The 20,256-nt window shown below is 39.5% G+C and carries 17 protein-coding genes; 14 read left to right on the forward strand and 3 right to left on the reverse strand.

Annotation, left to right across the window (positions count from 1 at the left end):
* Positions 1-18: 18 nt before the first annotated feature.
* The 14 genes from LQZ19_RS14635 to LQZ19_RS14700 all read left to right on the forward strand — a co-directional run bounded on the left by LQZ19_RS14635 (position 19) and on the right by LQZ19_RS14700 (position 15,239).
* Complete coding sequence (locus LQZ19_RS14635; RefSeq protein ID WP_411048420.1) at positions 19-876, forward strand: hypothetical protein; 858 nt, start codon at positions 19-21, stop codon at positions 874-876.
* A 131-nt stretch (positions 877-1,007) separates the two neighbouring features.
* Positions 1,008-1,823, forward strand: a complete 816-nt coding sequence (locus LQZ19_RS14640; RefSeq protein WP_411048421.1) for a glycosyltransferase — start codon at positions 1,008-1,010, stop codon at positions 1,821-1,823.
* Positions 1,814-2,695, forward strand: coding sequence for a glucosamine inositolphosphorylceramide transferase family protein (locus LQZ19_RS14645; RefSeq protein WP_411048422.1), 882 nt, complete (start codon positions 1,814-1,816; stop codon positions 2,693-2,695). The genes LQZ19_RS14640 and LQZ19_RS14645 overlap by 10 nt, the downstream gene beginning before the upstream one ends.
* A gap of 8 nt (positions 2,696-2,703) precedes the next feature.
* Positions 2,704-3,993, forward strand: coding sequence for a nucleotide sugar dehydrogenase (locus tag LQZ19_RS14650; protein ID WP_411048423.1), 1,290 nt, complete (start codon positions 2,704-2,706; stop codon positions 3,991-3,993).
* A gap of 26 nt (positions 3,994-4,019) precedes the next feature.
* Complete coding sequence (locus LQZ19_RS14655) at positions 4,020-4,835, forward strand: hypothetical protein (RefSeq protein ID WP_411048424.1); 816 nt, start codon at positions 4,020-4,022, stop codon at positions 4,833-4,835.
* Positions 4,836-4,839: 4 nt separating this feature from the next.
* Positions 4,840-6,015: a glycosyltransferase family 4 protein gene (locus LQZ19_RS14660; protein WP_411048425.1), complete on the forward strand. Its 1,176-nt coding sequence runs from the start codon at positions 4,840-4,842 to the stop codon at positions 6,013-6,015.
* A 1-nt stretch (position 6,016) separates the two neighbouring features.
* Positions 6,017-7,684 carry a hypothetical protein gene (locus LQZ19_RS14665; RefSeq protein ID WP_411048426.1) on the forward strand — a complete coding sequence of 556 codons (1,668 nt, stop codon included), beginning with the start codon at positions 6,017-6,019 and terminating at the stop codon, positions 7,682-7,684.
* A complete protein-coding gene (locus tag LQZ19_RS14670) occupies positions 7,671-8,090 on the forward strand; it encodes a GtrA family protein (RefSeq protein ID WP_411048427.1) in 420 nt (139 codons plus the stop codon). The genes LQZ19_RS14665 and LQZ19_RS14670 overlap by 14 nt, the downstream gene beginning before the upstream one ends.
* Positions 8,087-8,953 carry a glycosyltransferase family 2 protein gene (locus tag LQZ19_RS14675; protein WP_411048428.1) on the forward strand — a complete coding sequence of 289 codons (867 nt, stop codon included), beginning with the start codon at positions 8,087-8,089 and terminating at the stop codon, positions 8,951-8,953. Before LQZ19_RS14670 ends, LQZ19_RS14675 begins: the two co-directional genes overlap by 4 nt.
* Before the next feature lie 32 nt (positions 8,954-8,985).
* A complete protein-coding gene (locus LQZ19_RS14680) occupies positions 8,986-9,993 on the forward strand; it encodes an NAD-dependent epimerase/dehydratase family protein (RefSeq protein ID WP_411048429.1) in 1,008 nt (335 codons plus the stop codon).
* Positions 9,986-10,816, forward strand: coding sequence for a hypothetical protein (locus LQZ19_RS14685; RefSeq protein ID WP_411048430.1), 831 nt, complete (start codon positions 9,986-9,988; stop codon positions 10,814-10,816). Before LQZ19_RS14680 ends, LQZ19_RS14685 begins: the two co-directional genes overlap by 8 nt.
* Before the next feature lie 28 nt (positions 10,817-10,844).
* Complete coding sequence (locus LQZ19_RS14690) at positions 10,845-12,515, forward strand: hypothetical protein (protein WP_411048431.1); 1,671 nt, start codon at positions 10,845-10,847, stop codon at positions 12,513-12,515.
* Complete coding sequence (locus LQZ19_RS14695; protein ID WP_411048432.1) at positions 12,512-13,588, forward strand: glycosyltransferase; 1,077 nt, start codon at positions 12,512-12,514, stop codon at positions 13,586-13,588. Before LQZ19_RS14690 ends, LQZ19_RS14695 begins: the two co-directional genes overlap by 4 nt.
* Positions 13,589-13,595: 7 nt before the next feature.
* Positions 13,596-15,239, forward strand: coding sequence for a hypothetical protein (locus LQZ19_RS14700; RefSeq protein ID WP_411048433.1), 1,644 nt, complete (start codon positions 13,596-13,598; stop codon positions 15,237-15,239).
* On the opposite strand, the gene LQZ19_RS14705 is transcribed toward LQZ19_RS14700, so the two are convergent.
* The 3 genes from LQZ19_RS14705 to LQZ19_RS14715 form a co-directional block, all read right to left on the reverse strand.
* Positions 15,204-16,427, reverse strand: a complete 1,224-nt coding sequence (locus tag LQZ19_RS14705) for a CDP-glycerol glycerophosphotransferase family protein (RefSeq protein WP_411048434.1) — start codon at positions 16,425-16,427, stop codon at positions 15,204-15,206. The genes LQZ19_RS14700 and LQZ19_RS14705 overlap by 36 nt on opposite strands.
* A 77-nt stretch (positions 16,428-16,504) precedes the next feature.
* Positions 16,505-19,165, reverse strand: a complete 2,661-nt coding sequence (yidC, locus tag LQZ19_RS14710) for a membrane protein insertase YidC (RefSeq protein ID WP_411048435.1) — start codon at positions 19,163-19,165, stop codon at positions 16,505-16,507.
* Positions 19,162-20,235 carry a glycosyltransferase gene (locus tag LQZ19_RS14715; protein WP_411048436.1) on the reverse strand — a complete coding sequence of 358 codons (1,074 nt, stop codon included), beginning with the start codon at positions 20,233-20,235 and terminating at the stop codon, positions 19,162-19,164. The genes yidC and LQZ19_RS14715 overlap by 4 nt, the downstream gene beginning before the upstream one ends.
* Between the last annotated feature and the right edge of the window lie 21 nt (positions 20,236-20,256).

The raw sequence follows: 20,256 nt of genomic DNA on the forward strand, positions 1-20,256 counted from the left end.
TTTTCTATTATAAATATCATGAAAACATTTGTCCTTTTGTTAAAAACTATCCAATTTTGTTTTCGAGTACTGGTTAAAGAGGGACTAAAAAATTATGTTGCAGAAATTGGCCCAAATAGTATGCATCCATCAAGAGAACTTGCTGTTTTTGGGAATGGTCCTTCTGTGAAAGGTATAGTGAATGAAGAAAACAATTTTAATTTTCAAGATATGGATGTTTTTGCTACTAATGACTTTTGTTTCGATAACATATTTACTGAAATACAACCGAAATATTATATCCTGTCAGATCCTGTGTATTTTTTACCTGAAAGTCCTCTTAAAGATGAAGTCGATAAAACGTTTAATATTCTAAATGAGACTGTCGGCTGGCCAATGTTTCTTTATGTCCAGCTTTCCACACAAAAAGCGTGTCAGGATAAGATTTATAACATAAATATTAAAGTTATTCCATTTCATTCTTTTGAATATAACGGATACCAGGGGTTTAGAAATTGGTTTTTAAAACATGGGTTATGCAGTGAAAGTTATGGTACGGTCGTGCTTAATGCTGAACTTATTGGGATTAATATAGGATATAAAATAGTATATCTTTTTGGTGTGGAACATACATTTTTTGATAATCTCTACATTGATGAAAATAACAGACTTTGTAGTGTTATAAGACATTTCTTTGATGATAAACCGGTATTAAGGCCAATTGTTAATTATCATAATTTAGGTAGGGAAACCAGATATACCATGTCAGAATTTCTTGAAAGAAATGCTAAATTGTTCCATGGTCATGAAATACTAAGAGAATACGCTGACTATTGTTCTGTTAATATATATAATTGCACAAAAAATTCATTAATTGACGCATATGAAAGAAAATGAAAATCAAAAACACAATAAGTAAATATTTTCCGTACATTATAAAACAATGGCGCATTCATAAATTTCATTGTATTAGTACAAAAAAGTATTCAAGAGAAATAGATCGATTTTTTAACCATATAGAATCTTCAATGCTTTTATATAAAAATAAAAGACAAATAGATAATCTTATTTTGTCATTTACATCCTTCCCTGCCCGGCTGCAGTTTATTGAGTATACTTTATTTTCAATAATACAACAAACCATAAGGCCGAAAAAAATTATACTTTGGCTTTCTTCCGACGAATTCCCGAAAAGGGAAAAATCAATCCCGGAAAATGTTTTAAGATATAAGCCTTTTAATTTCAAAATACAATTTGTAGAAAAGAATTTCCGTTCTTATAAAAAACTGATTTATTCATTAGAAAAATACCCTGATGATATCATTGTTACTTTCGATGATGATATTTATTATAAACCTGATTGGCTAGAAAAATTATATAGTACTTATAGTAATTTTCCTAATGATATTATATCACACCGTGTACATGCAATTTCTTTCAAAAATAACCATATCGATTTGTATCAAAATTGGTCAGAAGGAAAAATAGGCGCATCCTTTTTAAATTTTTTTACCGGAGCCGGTGGAATACTCTATCCGCCCCGTTCACTTTATGATGATGCTGTAAAATCTGAGTATTTTATGAATCTCTGCCCTTCTGCCGATGATATATGGTTTTACGTTATGGCCTTGTTACAGAAGACACTTATCCGTAAAGTAAAAAATGGCTATGACAAAGCAATTGATTTCGACTATGTGTTTGATAGAGATTATGTCACTATTCCAAAACTTACAAATATAAACCTTGACGAGAACCGGAATGATATACAGTTTAAGGCGGTATTGGAACATTACGGTATATATGAGTCATTCTATGCCTTGTATGGTGGAAATACGTGTTACTAAACCGTATAAAACGAAAACTTATCAAGATATTTTTCCGGGAACAATGGTCGTTATTACTATGCAATCAGGATGGGGATATTCTGAAACACATTATTCCGCCGCAGGATCGGATATGGGCGGATCCTTTTCCGGTTGAATCTGGCGGCAAAACTTATATTTTTATTGAAGAACAGATTGGACATGGTAATGGGACTGTTGGCTTTATTGAATTACATTCTGATTTGACCTATTCGTCCTTTGTTCCTATTCTGGAGAAAGAATATCATCTTTCTTTTCCGAATATATTTAGTTTTGAAAAAAATGGATATATTACCTGGTATATGATTCCTGAAACTCATGAAAATAAGACCATTGATTTATACCGAGCGGTTGATTTTCCATTCCACTGGGAATTTGAAACGACTCTAATAGACACGGTTGATGCCAGTGATACCACTTTGTTGTTTTTTAATTCATACTATTGGCTTTTTACAAGCATAAGAACAGGAGGAGTATCAAAAAATCAGAATCTATCTATTTTTTATTCTGATACTTTTCCTTCACAAAAATGGATCCCACATCCCGGTAATCCGGTATGTTCCAGTTTTGAAAACAGCCGTATGGCTGGCGCTATCTTTTTTAACAAAAATACCGGAAAGCTCAATCGCCCTTCTCAAAATTGTTTAAACGATTACGGCCGGGAAGCCAACATAAATGAGATAATTGAGTTAACTCCCCTTTCTTATAAGGAAGAACGGATTAGCGCCATTTACCCGGAGCGCGATCTTCATGCTGTCTGTACCCATACTATAAATTATTCCGATACGTATCTGCTGCGGGATATAAAAACAAGAAATTTACGATTCCTCTCTCAAATAAGCTTAAAGGCGTAGGAGTTTATATGTCATTTCCACAAAATCCGTCTATTGTTGTTATTGGGCTTGGCTATGTCGGACTTCCATTGGCGATTCAATTTGCACATAAGTATAAAGTTACCGGCTTTGACATGAAAAATCAAAGGATCAATCAATTAAACGCTGGCCATGATAAGACCGGTGAAGTATCTGATGAGAGTCTTATCGCAGCTAAATCAAACATAAACTTTACATCTGATAAAGAAAGTATAAAATATTCTGATGTATATATTGTGGCAGTTCCGACCCCGATTACTCGTAACAATATTCCCGAACTTCACCCTCTTACGGGCGCCTCGAATACGGTTGGCAAGGTTATGAAGAAAGGCGCAGTGGTTGTATTTGAATCGACCGTATACCCGGGCTGTACCGAAGAGGTCTGTGTTCCTATTCTGGAGGCCGAAAGCGGGCTTAAGTTTAATCAGGATTTTTTTATCGGCTATAGTCCTGAACGTATTAATCCCGGCGATTCGGTGCATACAATTGATAGGGTTGTAAAAATAACCAGCGGAAGCACCCCCGAAACTGCCGATTTTGTAAACAGAATATACTCTTCCGTAATAAGCGCCGGTACGTATAAGGCATCATCGGTTAAGGTAGCCGAAGCGGCAAAAATAATTGAAAATACCCAGCGGGATTTGAATATCGCCCTTATGAATGAACTAGCGCTTATGTTTGCGCGTATGGGGCTGGATACCATAGAGGTTCTGGAGGCTGCGGGAACAAAATGGAATTTTTTGAATTTCAGACCCGGGTTGGTCGGAGGCCACTGTATTGGAGTGGATCCCTATTATTTGACCTTCAAAGCTCAAGAACTCGGTTATCATCCTGAGGTAATTTTGGCAGGACGCCGTCTGAATGATAATATGGGTGTTTATGTTGCTTCTGATCTTGTTAAATTGATGATAAGGCATGGAATGAAGGTTGTGGGCGCCAGAATATTGATTTTAGGTATTACTTTTAAAGAAGATTGTTCCGATGTCCGTAATACCCGGGTTATTGATGTGGTTCATGAATTAGCTGAATATGGTTGTAATGTTTCAGTATATGACCCCTGGGCAGATCCTGATGAAGTCAAGTCAGAATATGGCTTGGACCTATTGCCCGAATCACCGGAAACAAATATTTCTATAAAAGAGCCATACCAGGCATGTATACTGACGGTAGCCCATCATGAATTTAAAAATCTTAATCCTCGAAAATTTCTTATTCCAACCGGCGTGGTGTATGATGTGAAAGGTGTTTTGCCTAAAGAAACTGTGGATAGAAGATTATAAGCTGTTATTCATAAGGGACGAAGATAATGATATATTACCGCACAAAAAACGGTATTAAACTTGCGGAAATTTGGTATAATCCGGCGGAATTGCCAGACAAAAAAGTTGATATTCTCAGATACAGGTTTGTTAAAGAGAAACATGTTAAAGCCACTTCTATTGAAGAAAAATATACCCTCCTTTCGGATTTAACAAACGATGAAAAAGAGTTATTTTCAAAAATACATAAGAACACCAAATATAAAATTAACCGCGCAAAAGAACGAGATAATATTGAATGTAGTACTTTTTTTGCGGCGGATGAAAAAAACACTGAAAAATTATCCCAATATCTTGACTTTTTTAATACCTTTGCCGATTCAAAGGGCCGTTCATCCGCGGCTCTTTCCGAATTTGAACAATTTTTTGAAAAAGGAACCCTATATATAAGAAGTGCAATGAAGGATAATACGATCCTAGCAATGCATGCATATATTGTTTCTGATAATATTGCAAGACTTCATCAATCCGCTTCTCATTTCCGTGATAGTGAAGATTCTGAGTACAGAAATCTTGTTGGCCGGGCAAATCGTTTTTTGCACTGGGACGATATGATGTATTTTAAAAGTTTTGGCGTGTCATGGTATGATTTTGGCGGATGGTATGCTGGTCATACTGATAAAGAAAAACTTCTTATAGGGCAATTTAAAGAATCGTTTGGCGGAGAAAAATGCCGAGAATATTTGTACATTGTTCCTGTTTCTGTTTTAGGGAATATTTCAGTGTATGTTCATGCCGTATTTAGGATCGGGGAAAGAATAAACTGGCGTTTTAAAAAAACATTCAGAAAGATATTTAGGTAATATAATGACCATACTTGGAATTTATTTGCTAAACCAGATCAGAACCGGCGGCAATAGAAAGTATCTTGAAATTGTTGAAGGTCTAGCTTCCCGTGGTGTTACTGTTTTTGTCATTATGAATAGTTTTTTAGACTATACCCCGGTTAATTTTATTAAGATTGAATTACCTATAAAATATGGTCAACATAAATTCCCTCCGGCTTCTTTTTTATTCAAGAAAAACGTTAAGGAAAATATTAGACAAATTGAGGAGTTCATTTCTGGATATATCAATACTTCTGTTGATTTTATTCTAAGTTTTGGAGATACACATTTAAAGTCCGCATTGTTTTTAAGGAAAATATTTAAGGCTCCCCTCTTTTATGGATTCAGAGCCAATGATATTGATCGGGCGCATATATTAAGGGCCTATGGAGGAATGAGCTTACTGGAATATTTATTTTCTATTCTTTATGAACCTATTAATCGGTACAGAGAAAAACAGGTTGCTAGGAATGCCGAATTGATAAGCTTTCTTAATAATTCTGACAAAAACCGTTTTATTGAACGAACAGGATGTTCAGAATCGAAGATAACCGTTATTCCTAACCACATAGGATTACCTCGGTGTACCCCTGAATTTAAAAATAAGAATCATTCTGAAGAAGTTAAAAACATTGTCTATGTTGGTTCACTATCTGCTGACAAAGGGCTTTGGGATCTATTAAAAGCCATAGCTATTTTAAAAAAGGATGGTTATACAAAACCTCATTATTATATGCTTGGTAGACCGGAAAATATTAATCCAACCCTTAATCTTATTAAGGAGTTGGATATTGAAGAACTTATATCAATTGAAGGGTATAAAGACCCATTTCCGTATTTTGCAAAATATGATCTTTTTATATATCCTTCTCTTTACGATTCTTTCGGTAATGTGGTAACGGAATCTCTTCACACAGGTTGTCCTGTTATTGCTTCTTCGGTTGGAGGAATTACTGATATTCTTTCTTATCCGGAGTTACTATTTAAGTCCGGAGATTTTCAGGAAATTGCCGATAAAATAGAACTCTGTATAAAGGATAAGGACCATTATCATAAAATACGCCAATTGTGTTCAGAGAGAGCTGAAAAATATTATTTTGACTGGGCTGAACGATATGAAAATGCTATGAAGGCCTATAAATTAAAGGTGGATTAAGATGAGTAATCTCATAATGCAGATAAAAAAAGATGCCGATTTGTTAGCATCATTCTTTATTCTAATAAAAAATAAATACCATTCTTTAAACCTAACCTTTTATAATATGATATCTAACAGAAGGAGAAAATATGTAACATTTTATATGGGGCTTTTATCAATATATATTTCCCTAATTACTTATTTTATGAACAGCCTCATATTTACCGATAATATCAGAACAATAAAATCTCTTGTAACAACATTATTTTTAATATTTATTATATTTAATTTGCTTAAATTATTTTGTATAAAATTAAAGGACTTTTATATTCCTATAAATTCAGAAAGGAAAGAAATTAGAAAATTAAGCGTTCTTTATATCTCCTTAATTAGTTTTTTTGTTTTTTTTATTTTATTTCTTATAAATTTTCCGGGTATCCTTACAACGGATAATATAAATCAATGGAATCAGATTCAAAAATTTGAATTTGTTAATTGGCACCCTGTTATTCATACTTTTCTCATGTGGCTCCTGTCAAGAGTCATTAACCATTACGGGTTTATTATTTTTTGTCAAATACTACTATTTAGCGTAAGCATCGGTGTATTATTGGCAACATTTGAATCTTGGGGTTATTCCCGCAAATTGATTTTGTTTATATTATTTTTTCTTGCCTTGAATCCTATGGTAAAAAATATTCTTATGTTCGCTTATAAGAATACCGTTTTTACTATATTTTTGACCTTTACAATAACATCATTAATTAATATCTATTTTTCAAACGGAAAATGGCTTAATTCAATTTTAAATATCTTAAAACTATCCTTCTGCATCGCCATGATGACTGTAATTCTTCACAATGGAATACTATACACCGGACCGTTAACATTATTAATAATTGTCATTTATGCATGGAAACAGAAAAATATTTTACTCACAATTCCCATTATCGTTGTACTCGTTTTCTTAATCCGTATACCCTTATATAAATCACTTGATGTTACATACCCTAATAATGAAAATTCAGAAGTGGTTGGTCTTCTGATGACTATCATGTGTGATGTAATGGTAAAAAATCCGGATGTTATGCCGGTTGAATCAAAAAGATTCTTACTTGAGGCTGAAACTAAATCCCAATGGATGAAAGAATATGAATTAGGTAATTATTCATCAATTAAGGGTAAATTTGATGAAACAAGAATCATTAACAACATTCCAACAGAACAATTTTTAAAAATGTCTATCGATACTATTATGGCTGATAAAAGAAATTCATTTCTAGCGTTTCGCAATCACACTGCCTTTGTTTGGGAGTTATTTCCACCGGAAAACACTTTTATTAGTGCGCCATGGAAAGATGCACTTTTTAATGAAACAAATAAAATTAAAAAAATTGCGGGTTTCATTTCAGTTGGTTATGATAATATTATAACATCAATTTTACCTATAGGTTGGTTCTTTGCGAATAATGGCTGGCAGTTGTTGCTACTGCTATTTGTCGGTTTAATTGTATTTTATAGAGGAAATCATAAAGCTGCATTTTTGTTCATACCATTGCTTTTTTTTACATTCTCTACAATGATGTTATTAAGTGCTTCTGATTTACGCTATTTCCAGTATAATTCGGTAGTTATATTACCGTTAACAGTAGCTTTACTTTCAAGAAATAAAAATGTCTCTAATTAAAAAGTTATTCAATAAAGAAATTATCAGTTATGGCATATGGGGTGTCTTAACTACTATTTGGAATATCGGGATATTTCAGTTTTTTTTCTTTATCGGCATTGACTATCGAGCCGCTAATGCTATTGCGCTCATTACAACAAAAATAATAGCCTACATAGTTAATAAATTATTTGTATTTAAAAGTCATTGTAAAACTAAAAGGGAATTATGGGCGGAAATATTTCGTTTTATCGTTACAAGAGGTATTACTATGGTCATTGATTTTTTTGGATTAATTTTATTAAATTATATAATTGACCCAAAATTTGGTAAAATTTTAACAACTATTGTTGTTGTTACTATAAATTATATCTTTGGTAAACATCATGTTTATAAGGTAGGTAAAGAACCGGAGGGTGTAAAATGATTTCAGTCGTAATTCCCGTATACAACGAAGGAAATGCAATAAAAAATACGGTTATCGAAATTCGGAAAATATTTGAAACCGAAAATATCAACGAATATGAAATAGTTCTTGTGAACGATGGTTCTACCGATAATACCCCTAATGAAATAGAAGATTTGGGGTGCACGATAGTTACTAACCCGCATAACATTGGTTATGGTTTTTCATTGAAACGAGGCATTCAAAAGGCAAAGTATGATATAATTGCCATTACCGATGCTGATTTAACGTATCCCTTTGAATACATACCTCAATTTTTGAAAGAATTTGAGAAAGGTTTTGATCTTATCGTTGGGGCGCGTACAGGAAAGAATTATAAAGAATCTTTTCTGAAGGGTCTATTAAGGATGCTACTACAAGGTTTTGTAGAGTTTGTTGCGGGTAGAAAAATTAAAGATATTAATTCAGGCCTTAGAGTATTTAGTAAACAAGCAGTCTTGCCTTTCTTTAATAGATTGTGTAATACATTTAGTTTTACGACTTCTCAAACTTTAGCTTATATGATGAATGGTAAATTTGTAAAATATATTGATATACCTTATCACAAAAGAGCAGGGAAAAGTAAGGTAAAACTATTTAAAGATTCCGTTCATACTATGCAATACATTATCGAAGCTGCCGTTTATTATAATCCTCTAAAGATATTTAGCGCATTTAGTGTATTCTGCATACTGCTTTCTATTATTGGTTTTATATTTTCGACTACCTTGAATATCAATGTTGGTTACTATCTTGGTATTGGCGGCTTGTTAGTTTCATTAATTATTTTCTGTATAGGTTTGTTGGGGGTCCTTCTGAAGCAGATAATGGATAATCAGAAATAAGCCTAAACCCAGTAACTAAAAAAGAGTAATTTATGAAAATATTAATCACCGGTACTGCGGGTTTTATTGGTTATCATTTAGTTAAAAACTTGGCAGATAATAATGAACAGGAAATTTGTGGAATTGATAATATTAATAATTATTATGATCAAACGATTAAGTATGCCCGGTTAAAAGATACTGGAATTGAACGGGAAGCAATCAAAGATATTTTACCTGTACAAAGTAATAAATATAATAATTATCAATTTATAAAAATTGATCTTGCTGATAAGGAAAATCTGGAAAAAATATTTATTAAATATAAACCTGATATTGTGGTAAATTTAGCCGCCCAGGCGGGGGTTCGGCATTCTTTAGAAAATCCGGATGCGTATATTCATAGTAATATTAATGGTTTTTTGAATTTACTTGAATGTTGCCGCTTTAACCCGATAAAACATTTAGTTTATGCAAGTTCGAGTTCAGTTTATGGGAATAGTGCAAAAATTCCTTATTCTGAAAACGACAAAACAGACAGTCCTGTTTCCTTATATGCCGCTACAAAAAAATTTAACGAATTATTGGCGTATTCATATAGTCATCTTTACGGTATACCTGCAACAGGACTGAGGTTTTTTACCGTTTATGGACCATATGGCCGCCCCGATATGGCCCCAATGCTTTTTACAAACGCAATTTCTAAAGGCGAGCCAATCAAAGTATTTAATAATGGCGTGATGATGCGGGATTTTACTTATGTCGATGATATTATTGAGGGGATTGTAAGGGTAATTAAAAAAATCCCTGAGAATAAACCGCCTCACAAGGTCTATAATATTGGATGCTCAAATCCTGTGAAGTTAATAGACTTTATAAATATTCTTAAAGAAGAAATTGGCAAGGAAGCGCATATGATTATGTTACCGATGCAACAAGGTGATGTCTATCAGACATATGCGGATACGAGATTGTTGGAAGATGACATTGGATATAAGCCAAACACTTCGTTAAAAGATGGGATTAAATTATTTGTTGAATGGTATAAACACCATGCCTAAAATAAGAAAAGGCCTAATAACTATTGCCATTGGCAAAAAATATGCCATACAGGCAAAGTATCTGGCCTATTCCTGTATGCTGCATACACCCCATACCATCCGGGCGGTCATTACCGACCGCCCGGCCCTGCTTACCGGTTATTTTGATATCCTGATACCCTATAACCCGGAGTATGGAGATCCCTTTGCCGCCAAAACCATGCTGCATAGGTATACCCCCTTTGAAAAAACCCTCTATCTGGACGCCGATTCCCTGGTGATGACTGGCATAGACTCCTATTGGGAAGCCCTGGAAACCCGCTCTTTTGCGTATACCGGGGAACTGGTAAAAGAAGGGGAATGGTATTTTGATATAAAAAAAGTAATGGCCAAATTATCCCTGCCCTGGATACCGAAGTTTAACAGCGGTATGTTATTATTTGATTCAAGTGAAAAATCAAAGGTCATTTTTGATACGGCAAATGATTATATGGAAAATCATGGCGAACTTGAGGTATCCTTCTTCAGAGAGAAGATGCTTCCCGATGAGCCTTATCTTGCTATTGCACTGGCGAAGCAGGGAGAAAAACCCTATACGGATTATGGCCGGTTTTCCCGTACCCTCATAGGCGCGGATCATATTCATCTGGATTCTATCAAAGGTTTTGCTTCTTTTATAAAAAGGGGCGTACAAGTTTTTCCTCAGGTAGTTCATTTTTGCGGACGGTTTGGACAGTTTCTTTATCTTTCCGAGAAAATAAAGCTTTATTTTTGCTTTAATCCGCCTCTAAAAACATTTTTTAATTGCATTTTCACTATAATAAGAAATATGATGAACAGGTAAATTAATTGATATACTGTTGGAAAATTATATGAAATCAATAAAAAAAGTATTTATCCTACTTTTCGTTCTATGGTTCTCTTTACCGGTGTTATCCTTTGGCGAAACCTACTTTATTGATTCGCCGGAAGTAGGTACCCTGCGCTACCTGTATAGCAGGGCGAAAAAAGTTTTCCCCTTTAGCGCCTTCCCGGTTCATGGCAGTGACCTTCTGGATATTGCAGAGAAGCTTCCCCCTCTTTCTTCTGAACAGGATCAACATCTTCTTGACAGTTTGGTTGATGAATTTAAGAAACAACAGGAGAAAAATATTTCGCTTAAGGGAGACCTTGCGGTTTCCTACGAACACCGCCTGCGTACTGCTTCTGTATTAGCCGATAAGGGGCTTGTAAAAAATGGCATGGATTTTCAGCGGCAGTACCTTTCCGCTCCGCCGGTTTTTGACCTCAGCGCCGGGATAGGAACTTTTACCGGCATTCTTGTAGAGGCAGATATTGCCCTGCGCCAAGCCTGGCACGATGATTATGAGCCGGTGAATAATTTTCTTTTCCCCGCGCCCGATTCCGAGCTGGGTATCAACTTCGACATCCTTAACAGGGGGATGCTATTCTGGAACGGTAAACATATTAATGTCGGTTTAGGCAGGGATAAGGTTCATTTTGGAAATACCCCCGGGGGAACCCTTTACCCTTCCGCATCCCTACCCTATTTGGATGGTCTTAGAATATCTACTCCCATTGGACCATTTACCATGGACTATGCGCTTTCCACTATTCAGGCAAGACGAGCAAAAAAACTAGAAGGAAAAGAAATATTAAAAGGGACTTACACCGGTGATGATTACGATGCGTATGACCATTTTGGTTTTATGATGGATGAAAATCCTACTACTATTTTAACTGCCACTCATCGTTTTCAATGGAATTTTGGGCAAGTAAAGGCGGGGATTGGGGGAACTGTGGTATACGCCCGCAGCAATAATATGTTCCTCGCAACCGATTTTATTCCGATACAAATTTGGCATAATGCGGATGTGCGTCCCAATAATCTTAATATGATGCTTGATGCTTCCTGGGCATTGTGTCCCGGCTTAACTCTTTCGGGAATTGTTGGATTTGACGATATTAACGCCAATTTTATTGGGATTAATGATACGGAAGTGCCAACCATACCGGCGGGAATTCTGCAGCTGGAATATGATCTATTAACCCCTGCGTTAAAGGCAAATTTCCTTTTTGAGGCGGGCGCCACACACTTTCTCTGGGGCAATTATGGTTACGATGGGGAACCTGAGGACGGCAAACCCTGGGGAGGGGTCTATCTTGCAAGGGCTATATACCGTTATTCGCCAAATAATGACGGTGTGCTGCTGCCTTTAACAAGCCCTTACGGACCTGGGGTGTATTGGGGCCGTATAACAAGCAGTTTTACTATTTCTGATATGCCATCTCTTAAAATCGGCGCCGATTTATTATTGTTAAAAAAAATACGGGGGGCAAACCTTGTTACCACCGGGTATAATAATGGCGGTGTGGCGGATGAATCCCAATACTGGTTTTTCTCCCTGGATTTACCCTGCTCGTATACATGGGAGTTTCTTCAATTTTCCTTTACCCCTGCGGTACTGGTAAATAACGGAGATATTGGTTTTGAATTTAACCTGGGTGTAAGATACAATATTCAAGGGAAAACATACTTTTGATTACCGTCCTGGTCTGCTATGAACGTATTTCCCTCTTCCATACCATGGAACCATTTTTTATTAAAAAGTTCCGCCGTCTATTTTATTTTACCCAGTCGGCTGAATATTGCCTGACCCGGGATAAAAACAGCATCCTTTTTATGGAGCGGCGTTTTCAGTACCGAGATCCCAGAGATTTAGTCGATGGAGAGTTTGATCTTATTAAACGATTACGGGATAAATATAAAACCATAGTTTTTCTAAACGGCCAACCTGAAGCCGGTACTAATCGTCTGGATCTGCTTCCTTATGTGGACCGGCTTTTTTATAAATCCGTATTCGCTGATCTCAGTAATTATTCTAAGGATCTCTATGCGAAAAATCTTTTTACCGATTACTACCATCAGAAATATGGCATATACGATAAGGATAGGGAATACCGGTATAAGCCCGCCATAAACCCGGAAGATACTAAACGAATTGAACTTTCCTGGAATATCGGTGTTGGGGATTATCCCCGCAGGAATTGGCCCCAGCGTATGGGGACAGTATTAGCCCGGGCGGGTCTTCCCGATCTGGGACGGGTTTTTAAAACCGGGCATAGGCCCCCTTCGGATTTTTCAGGTTCCGCCAGGACTATTGCGGTTCATGCCCGGATCGATCCCGTATCCTGTGAATCCATCGCATACCAGCGGCGTTTATACCTTGAAAAAATAAAAGATGATACGCGTTTTTTAACAGGAATGGTTTCACAGGATATTTATTACCAGGAACTACGGGATGCAAAGATAACCCTATCCCCCTTCGGTTGGGGTGAAGTCTGCTTCCGGGATTTTGAAGCGATTATCTCCGGCAGCCTGCTTCTAAAGCCCGATATGTCCCACCTAAAAACCTGGCCCGATGTGTATATTCCCTATGAAACTTATGTTCCTACCAACTGGGATGGAACGGATATTTTAGAAAAGGCTGAAATCTATCTTAAAGATGATAGGGAACGGCGGCGTATCGCCCAAAATGCCTGGGAACAATACTGCGATCAGCTGTGCAGCCTTGAAGATCGGTTTATTTCACTTTTTAAAGATATATTAGTATAAGAGGAAGATGATGAAAAAAGTATTTGTGAGTGTGTTTTTTTTAATATGTATTTGCATGTCCCTTATTGCCGAGGAGGCGCCGGAAACAGATGCTAAGCATAAGGTATTGATCCCCGCCTTTGATGCCATGGATATTGACTTCCTGAATATTGGCATTGGGGTCGAATTGGGGATTAAAGAGGAGTCCTTCTACAATGCGAATAATCTTCGCATGGATTTTGTTACCAACCATTTTAGCTTAGTGGCAGATCTTGCCATGTCTAATGATCAGAAATATGCGCCCGCCCGGGTAATGATCCCCGAAGGAAGTTTTATGGGGTATTACTTCTTTATGAATGAAGGCGGACTCAATTTTAATCTATGGAATTTCAATTTTGACCTTGGCCGGTTCAGGATCTACGATGTTGTGGATTCACCCTACTCCCTGTTTATCAACTCCCTTGGTCATTCTACCAATACCATGAATATAAAATATGACGGGCCGCGGTTTCTCTACCAGACCAAATGGATAGAACTCAATTCCCGGAACGCCGTTTCCAGCCCGGCGTGGGATGAGTACCATTACAGACAGGAAAATGGTATACCGCTTCCCGGTGAAATTACGGATCATCCGGATCCGGAACCGTACCCAGATTCTCCACAGGAACTTGGTTTTCCGGACCGGGGGGCGAATTATAAGATCTACGCAGTAAAGGTGGGGGATTGGCGGCTTGGGTTTTTAGATGCAGCGGTTTATACCGGACGGTCCTTTGATTTTGAGTATTTTCTCAACCCTATTCCCCAATATTTTATACAATATGTAAAGGTCACTCCCGGACGCCCCTGGACTACCGATGCAAATGAAAACAATATGTTTGGTCTTTTTTGGGACATTGATAAAAAGGACCGGTGGAGCGCCTATGCCCAGGTCTTGGTTGATGATTTCAGCCTTGAGTTTCTGAAATTCCTGTACGATGGATTCTCCGATAATCCATGGAAGGCTGCCTGGGCTTTAGGCGGAAGGCTTCATACTCCCTACGGCTGGTTTGGGTTTCACCATGGCGGCGCCCTTAAGTATACCTTTGAACCCATAGGATCCCCGGAAGGCCGGTATTCCGGGGATGATACCAGGACTGCCTACGGATACACCTACTATCCTGAAGCGCAGTACTACGATGATGAAAATAACGGGAAACTGGTTTCTATTCTAATCAAAGATAATATGATTGGTTATAAACACGGGGAAAACAATATTGCCTTCCAAGTGGATTATCAGAACAAATTTTCCGGTTTTCTGGTAACATCGGAACTTGAATTCTCCCTTACCGGGAACAGTTCCCTGGCCAATCCCTGGCAGGATTATACCGCCCGGTCAAGAATACCCAGTGGAGAAAGAGGGACCCGGATACTGGATGATGCGGAGCTTGAAAAACGTCTTGAATTCAGGGTGAACGTTTCCCGCCATATCGGCCGTTGGAATTTTTATGCCGCCACTGCTCTTGGTGGAATTTTCAATAAACTTGAGCTTAAACCGGCCGATATAACTATGAATTCATCCCCCGATTCCGATAGCGGAGTTGCCGACAGTATAATGATATGGAAGGCATCGCAGGATAATGAATTTATTTTTCGATTTTCAATTGGTTTCAGATATAGCCTGGGGGTGCTGTAAAGTGCTAATCGCATCAACCACTCTTTTACCCGCTTCTCCAGGATACATATAAGCTTCGTTCCGTAAGTTCCCGCTTATTTCTTTCTTCTCCCCTCCTCCGATAATTCTATCCAGAAACCCCTCTATTTCCTCAAAATTATCCTCGTTCACCGCCGTTCCCAGGTTTCGTATTGCCCGGAAGGTCCAGGCTTCATCTTCGATGTCCGCCAAATCGTATGGCCGTTTATCAAAATCGAATCGGGGGTAAATTACCGGGCGGTCAAATAAAAATACATAATCAAACACCACCCCTGAAAAATCGGAAATAAGTGCATCGGCGCGGGACAGGGCTATCAGGTTTTCTGCGTCGAAATTCCATTCCACGTTTTTATAGGAATCCAAGCTTTTCTGCAGCGCTTCTATGGTGTTTTTTTCTGAAATCATACTTTGCGGATGGGGACGGATAATTACCCTGTAGGAAGATTTAGCAAGGGGCTCCAGTAAGCGTAAACCGTAACGGCGCATAATACCGTTTGCCCCCCAGGACGGCGCTACCAAAACTGTTTTTCTATGGTCCCCCTCTTTCGGCAATTCTTTTATATGCTCCGCCATTACATCAAGGTAGGTACAACCGCTTACAAACAGCTCCTTACGGGTTGTACCCCGCTGTTCCTCCAACTTCCGTATATCCTTTTTTTGATATTCGCCGGTTAAAAAAACTGAATCATAATAGTCCAAGCCGAAAAGACGGTAGGTGGTTGTGTCGGTAACCGTGTGGAGTATATGTGCATAATGCCCTACCCCCGGGGACCGCTTAAGCTGAAGCACATCGAGACCGGGTGTAGTCATAAGGCAGATATCGGCTTCAAGAAAATTTAAAAAACTATATGCCGCGTTTCCTTTCCCGATAAACTTCTTTTCCAATAAGCTACCCGGCGCTTGAAACGACAAGCCCGGATCATCTTCACCGCTGGTATAATAAACACAGGGCATCCCCCGGAGGATCAACTCTTCAAGTACCGGTTTAAATACATTCCAATACTGTTTCCCTTCGGAATAGATAACCAACGGAGGCCGTGCTGCCGAAGCGGTCTTAGCATTACGCTTACTGTTTTTATTAAACAAAGATCCGGTTTTAATTTTAATAAGAATATTCTTAAAAAAGAAAAAAACCGTAACCGCCAGACCTGTTAAGAGTGAAAAAAGCATACTCCCTGTGCCGGGATCAATATATGCATAAAGCGGAAGAGGCAGTATTAGTGCAAAGAACAGTATATATATTTTTTTCATTGTTTTACTTTCTGCCAGGGCTCCCATGAATCGGCGTTAAAAATATTTGGGGCTATGAGTTTTCTCTTTCTGCTTAGATTGAGAAAAATCGGTCCATGGCGGCGGGGTTGAAAAGAAACTGCATTTACAACCGTCAACGGTCCATTTTTTGGAGACGACCCTATGGGTGTTCCCAGATAGGGATTTACCGGATTGTCCATATCCGCAGTCACAATGGTACTCATATCGGCGTTGGTCATAAATTCACCGGATATGGACAAGGTTCCATGAACGCCCGGTTGTTTTACCATTAACAACGGGTTATAGGATGTCATATCGGTATATTGAAAAATATCCGTACTATACCCATCTCCATGATCGGCAACGATAACGATCCGGGTATTATCATAGACATCCATCTCCTTTAATGAATCTATCCAACGGCCCAGGGCTTTCATGGCAGCCATGAAGGTGTACATATACGATGTGTTATCTTCAGAACCAAATATGGCGATTTCCTCCGGACTGTAGCGTATTGGTCCCGGTACGGGTATTAAGTCTGCGGTATAAGCCCCCGGTTCATGGGTGGTCTCGTTCATAAAAATATTTAAAGTATCGGCTCCGGTATCGGCGGCGCAGACATCGGATAGATAGTAGAGGCCCGCATATTCGGTAAGTCCCCGGCCATAGGCATTTGAAGCCCCGTCTCTCCACCAGCTTCCTTTATAGTGAATGCCGTACCGCAGGACCGGCAGCGCAATCCTGAATAGCCCATACCGGAATAGAATATCAAAATCAAAACTATCAATAAGCCGTTCCGCTTCATGGGGGAATTCTTCCATAAAACGCCGGTCAAATCTGCCATCCAAATTATGGGCGCTTACATTCTTCATACCGCTGAAAACGGTAAGGTCCGGAACAAGTTGGAGGTTTGTCATGGCCGGGTCCGTAATGGATACCCGGTATCCCGCTTCACCGAAAAGTTTCGGTAGCATGGTAAGCGCCTCATTCACCTTGTCTTTCAGGTTTACCGTATCCCTGGCATTGATGTTTTCGGGAGAATAATCATACCCCCCCATCATCGCGGGGAGCCCAACAATGGTACACTCGCCGAAGGACATGGTATTGGGATACCATGTAAATCCGTCAAGTTTTTCCGCCAAGCCCGGCATCTGTTCCAGGGCGGTATAAAGGGCTATGCCCGTAGCTCGATCAAGAAACACAACAAAGTTATTAGTTCCTGTCCTTGTAAGGGGAAATACCGCCCGGGATATGTCCCGGGAACCGGTGGTTTTCTGTAATCCGGAAAGCTCTTTCGACTCGCTAACGATACTGCTAATATTAATAATGGTTAATAGCAATACCGCTATGGCGGTGGCGTTGAAAATTGATGAAACAATTTTCTGTAAACGGAAAATAATAAAAACACCGCTTATACCGCAGGCGATAAGCATCGCGATAATGTTCGCCCAAAGAGGAAAGGCGTTTACAATTGCTTGAGTATCCTCAATTTTAAAACTATTGGTCATGGCCCCATAGGAGGCGCTCAGGGCAAATAAACAAATGAGGGCCAATATGACTAATAAGCTGAATGTGAAGGAAAGGATGGTCCGCACCGATTGGCTTGCAAACAGCCAGATCAACAGGGGCAGCAGTACAAAAAACGCAAGGCTTTGCAAAAAGGTTCGTATAATAAATTGTAACGGATCGTTAAAGTCCGCAACCGATGCGGCAATAACCTGCGCGGGAATAAGGACGCCGATGAGCAGACAGAGCAGAGCGAGGGCGGAAAAATACAACCTAGAGCAGTCCGCCGCGGGCAATGGGTGGGCGGAGATTATATGGATAAGCCCCTTCCAAATAAAGGGAGCGGCCAGAAGGACGAAACCCAGACCGGTGAATAAGAAGACATACCGGTCGATATCAAAAGCGCCGGACAGGGACCCGATTATCAGGAGGAGCGCAAAAACTGAGATCACCAATTGAAGCGCCTTACCGGGAGCTTTCAGTTTAGCGCAGGCGATATTTTTTCCCAGGGAGAACACATTATTGCAGGTCCAGTAGAGAACAAGTCCCGAAGGTGAATTATAGAGCAAAATTAAAAATAAAAAGGATATTCCAAAGAGCTGTATCTTTTCCCGTTTACCCAACCCCTTGGTGTAAATGAAAGCTGAAGCAATATTTACCGCAGTCATGATAATGGGCATGATATTAAAAGCGCGGCCGCCAAACTGTATAAGCCCGTCGGGAAGACCGAGGTTCCTTAGCAGCAGGAATGATTCGCCGTCAAGGGACGGAGTATGGGATAAAAATTGATAGGCTGCGAAAAAGAAAGGAATCTGCAATAAAAAACCAAGGCTGGATCGCAGGGCATAGAGGGGGGAATAGCCCATCTGACGGTAATAGGTATTGATGATCAGCTGCCGCTCATCACCGAAAAAAACCGCACGGATATCCGCAAGCTTCTTTTTCATCCGATCCTGAAGTCCGCGTTCCTCCTGCTGCCAGCGGTCGGCAACCGTGTAGATAGGCAGCAGCAGGGTATTTACCACAACGCTTAAGCCGATAATGGCCAGCCCGGCGTCATAAAAGGTGCGGTTAAAAAGCACAAAGAGGAATTCAATGATAGCCCGTATGGGCCAGATACAAAGGGTATACAGTATATCTGTTATGTTCATGACGATACCGCAAGGGCCGTATATATAGTACCGTAGCCCTCCCCCATCTTTTCAACCGAGTAATCGGTTCCCACCATGTTTCTGCTTTTTGCTCCCATGGCAATAGTTTTAGCCTGATCCCGGAGCATACGGCCAAGCAGCTCTATCCCTTCACGCGCATCCTTAAAAAGATATCCGTTTTTGCCGGAATTAACCAGATCACGGTTTCCCGGTACATCCCGTAGTAATAATGCGCAGGAACCGTTCATGGCCTCCAGTACCCCAAAGGGAAGGCCCTCCCAGGCGGAAGTGGAAAGGTACACCAGGGTTTCTGCTAAATAGGAATCCACCCGTTGTTTGTCCACCCAGCCGGTGATGGTACAGTTTTTCGATTTCAGCGTATCCGCCAGGGGCCCCTCCCCGACCCAGCAAAAGGGAACGCAATCGGCATCAAAGGCCGCTGCAATTTCATTAAACAGGGCCGGATCTTTTTGGGTACCCGCAATCCCTACAAAGCTGACGAGACGGGGAAACGGAGCTTTCCTTATTGGGGTAAGGGCAACCCCATTGCATACATAGAGGGTTTTTTTTCCAAGGGGGGCGTATATTTCCGCCTCCGATTTGCCGCATCCTACCACGGTTCCCCCAAACCATCCGCCTACCTTTTCCAGGAAGCGGAAAAGCCGCCTTTTGAGGGACCCGATATCGGTACGGATAAAAGCGGCGCAGTGGGGGGTATAGATTACACGGGATATACCGAGAAGCCTGCACGCTAAGCGCCCGAGGAAGCCGGCTTTTGAGGAATGGAGGTGGATTACCGTTTCGGGAAGCCTTCGGTAGGGTTTTAAAAGGCGGATCAATGCTCCAAGGGCACGGGCATCCTTAATCAGGTTTATTTCCCGGTCCGCAAAGGGCCATGCAATAAATTCCACCCCCGGGGGAAATTTGTTTTGCACATTGGCGGCTTCATCAACCCACATCCGTGAACCGTGGATTACTATGTGCTTTATCTTTGGCAGTTGTTTTGTTATATTAATTACTGCGGTGGTAACACCGGATGCAAAGGGTTCAAGTACATGAACAACGGTCATAGATAAATAATAGGGAACTAT

Source organism: Treponema primitia (assembly GCF_046533075.1).
In the GTDB taxonomy this organism is placed as follows: domain Bacteria; phylum Spirochaetota; class Spirochaetia; order Treponematales; family Breznakiellaceae; genus Termitinema; species Termitinema primitia_B.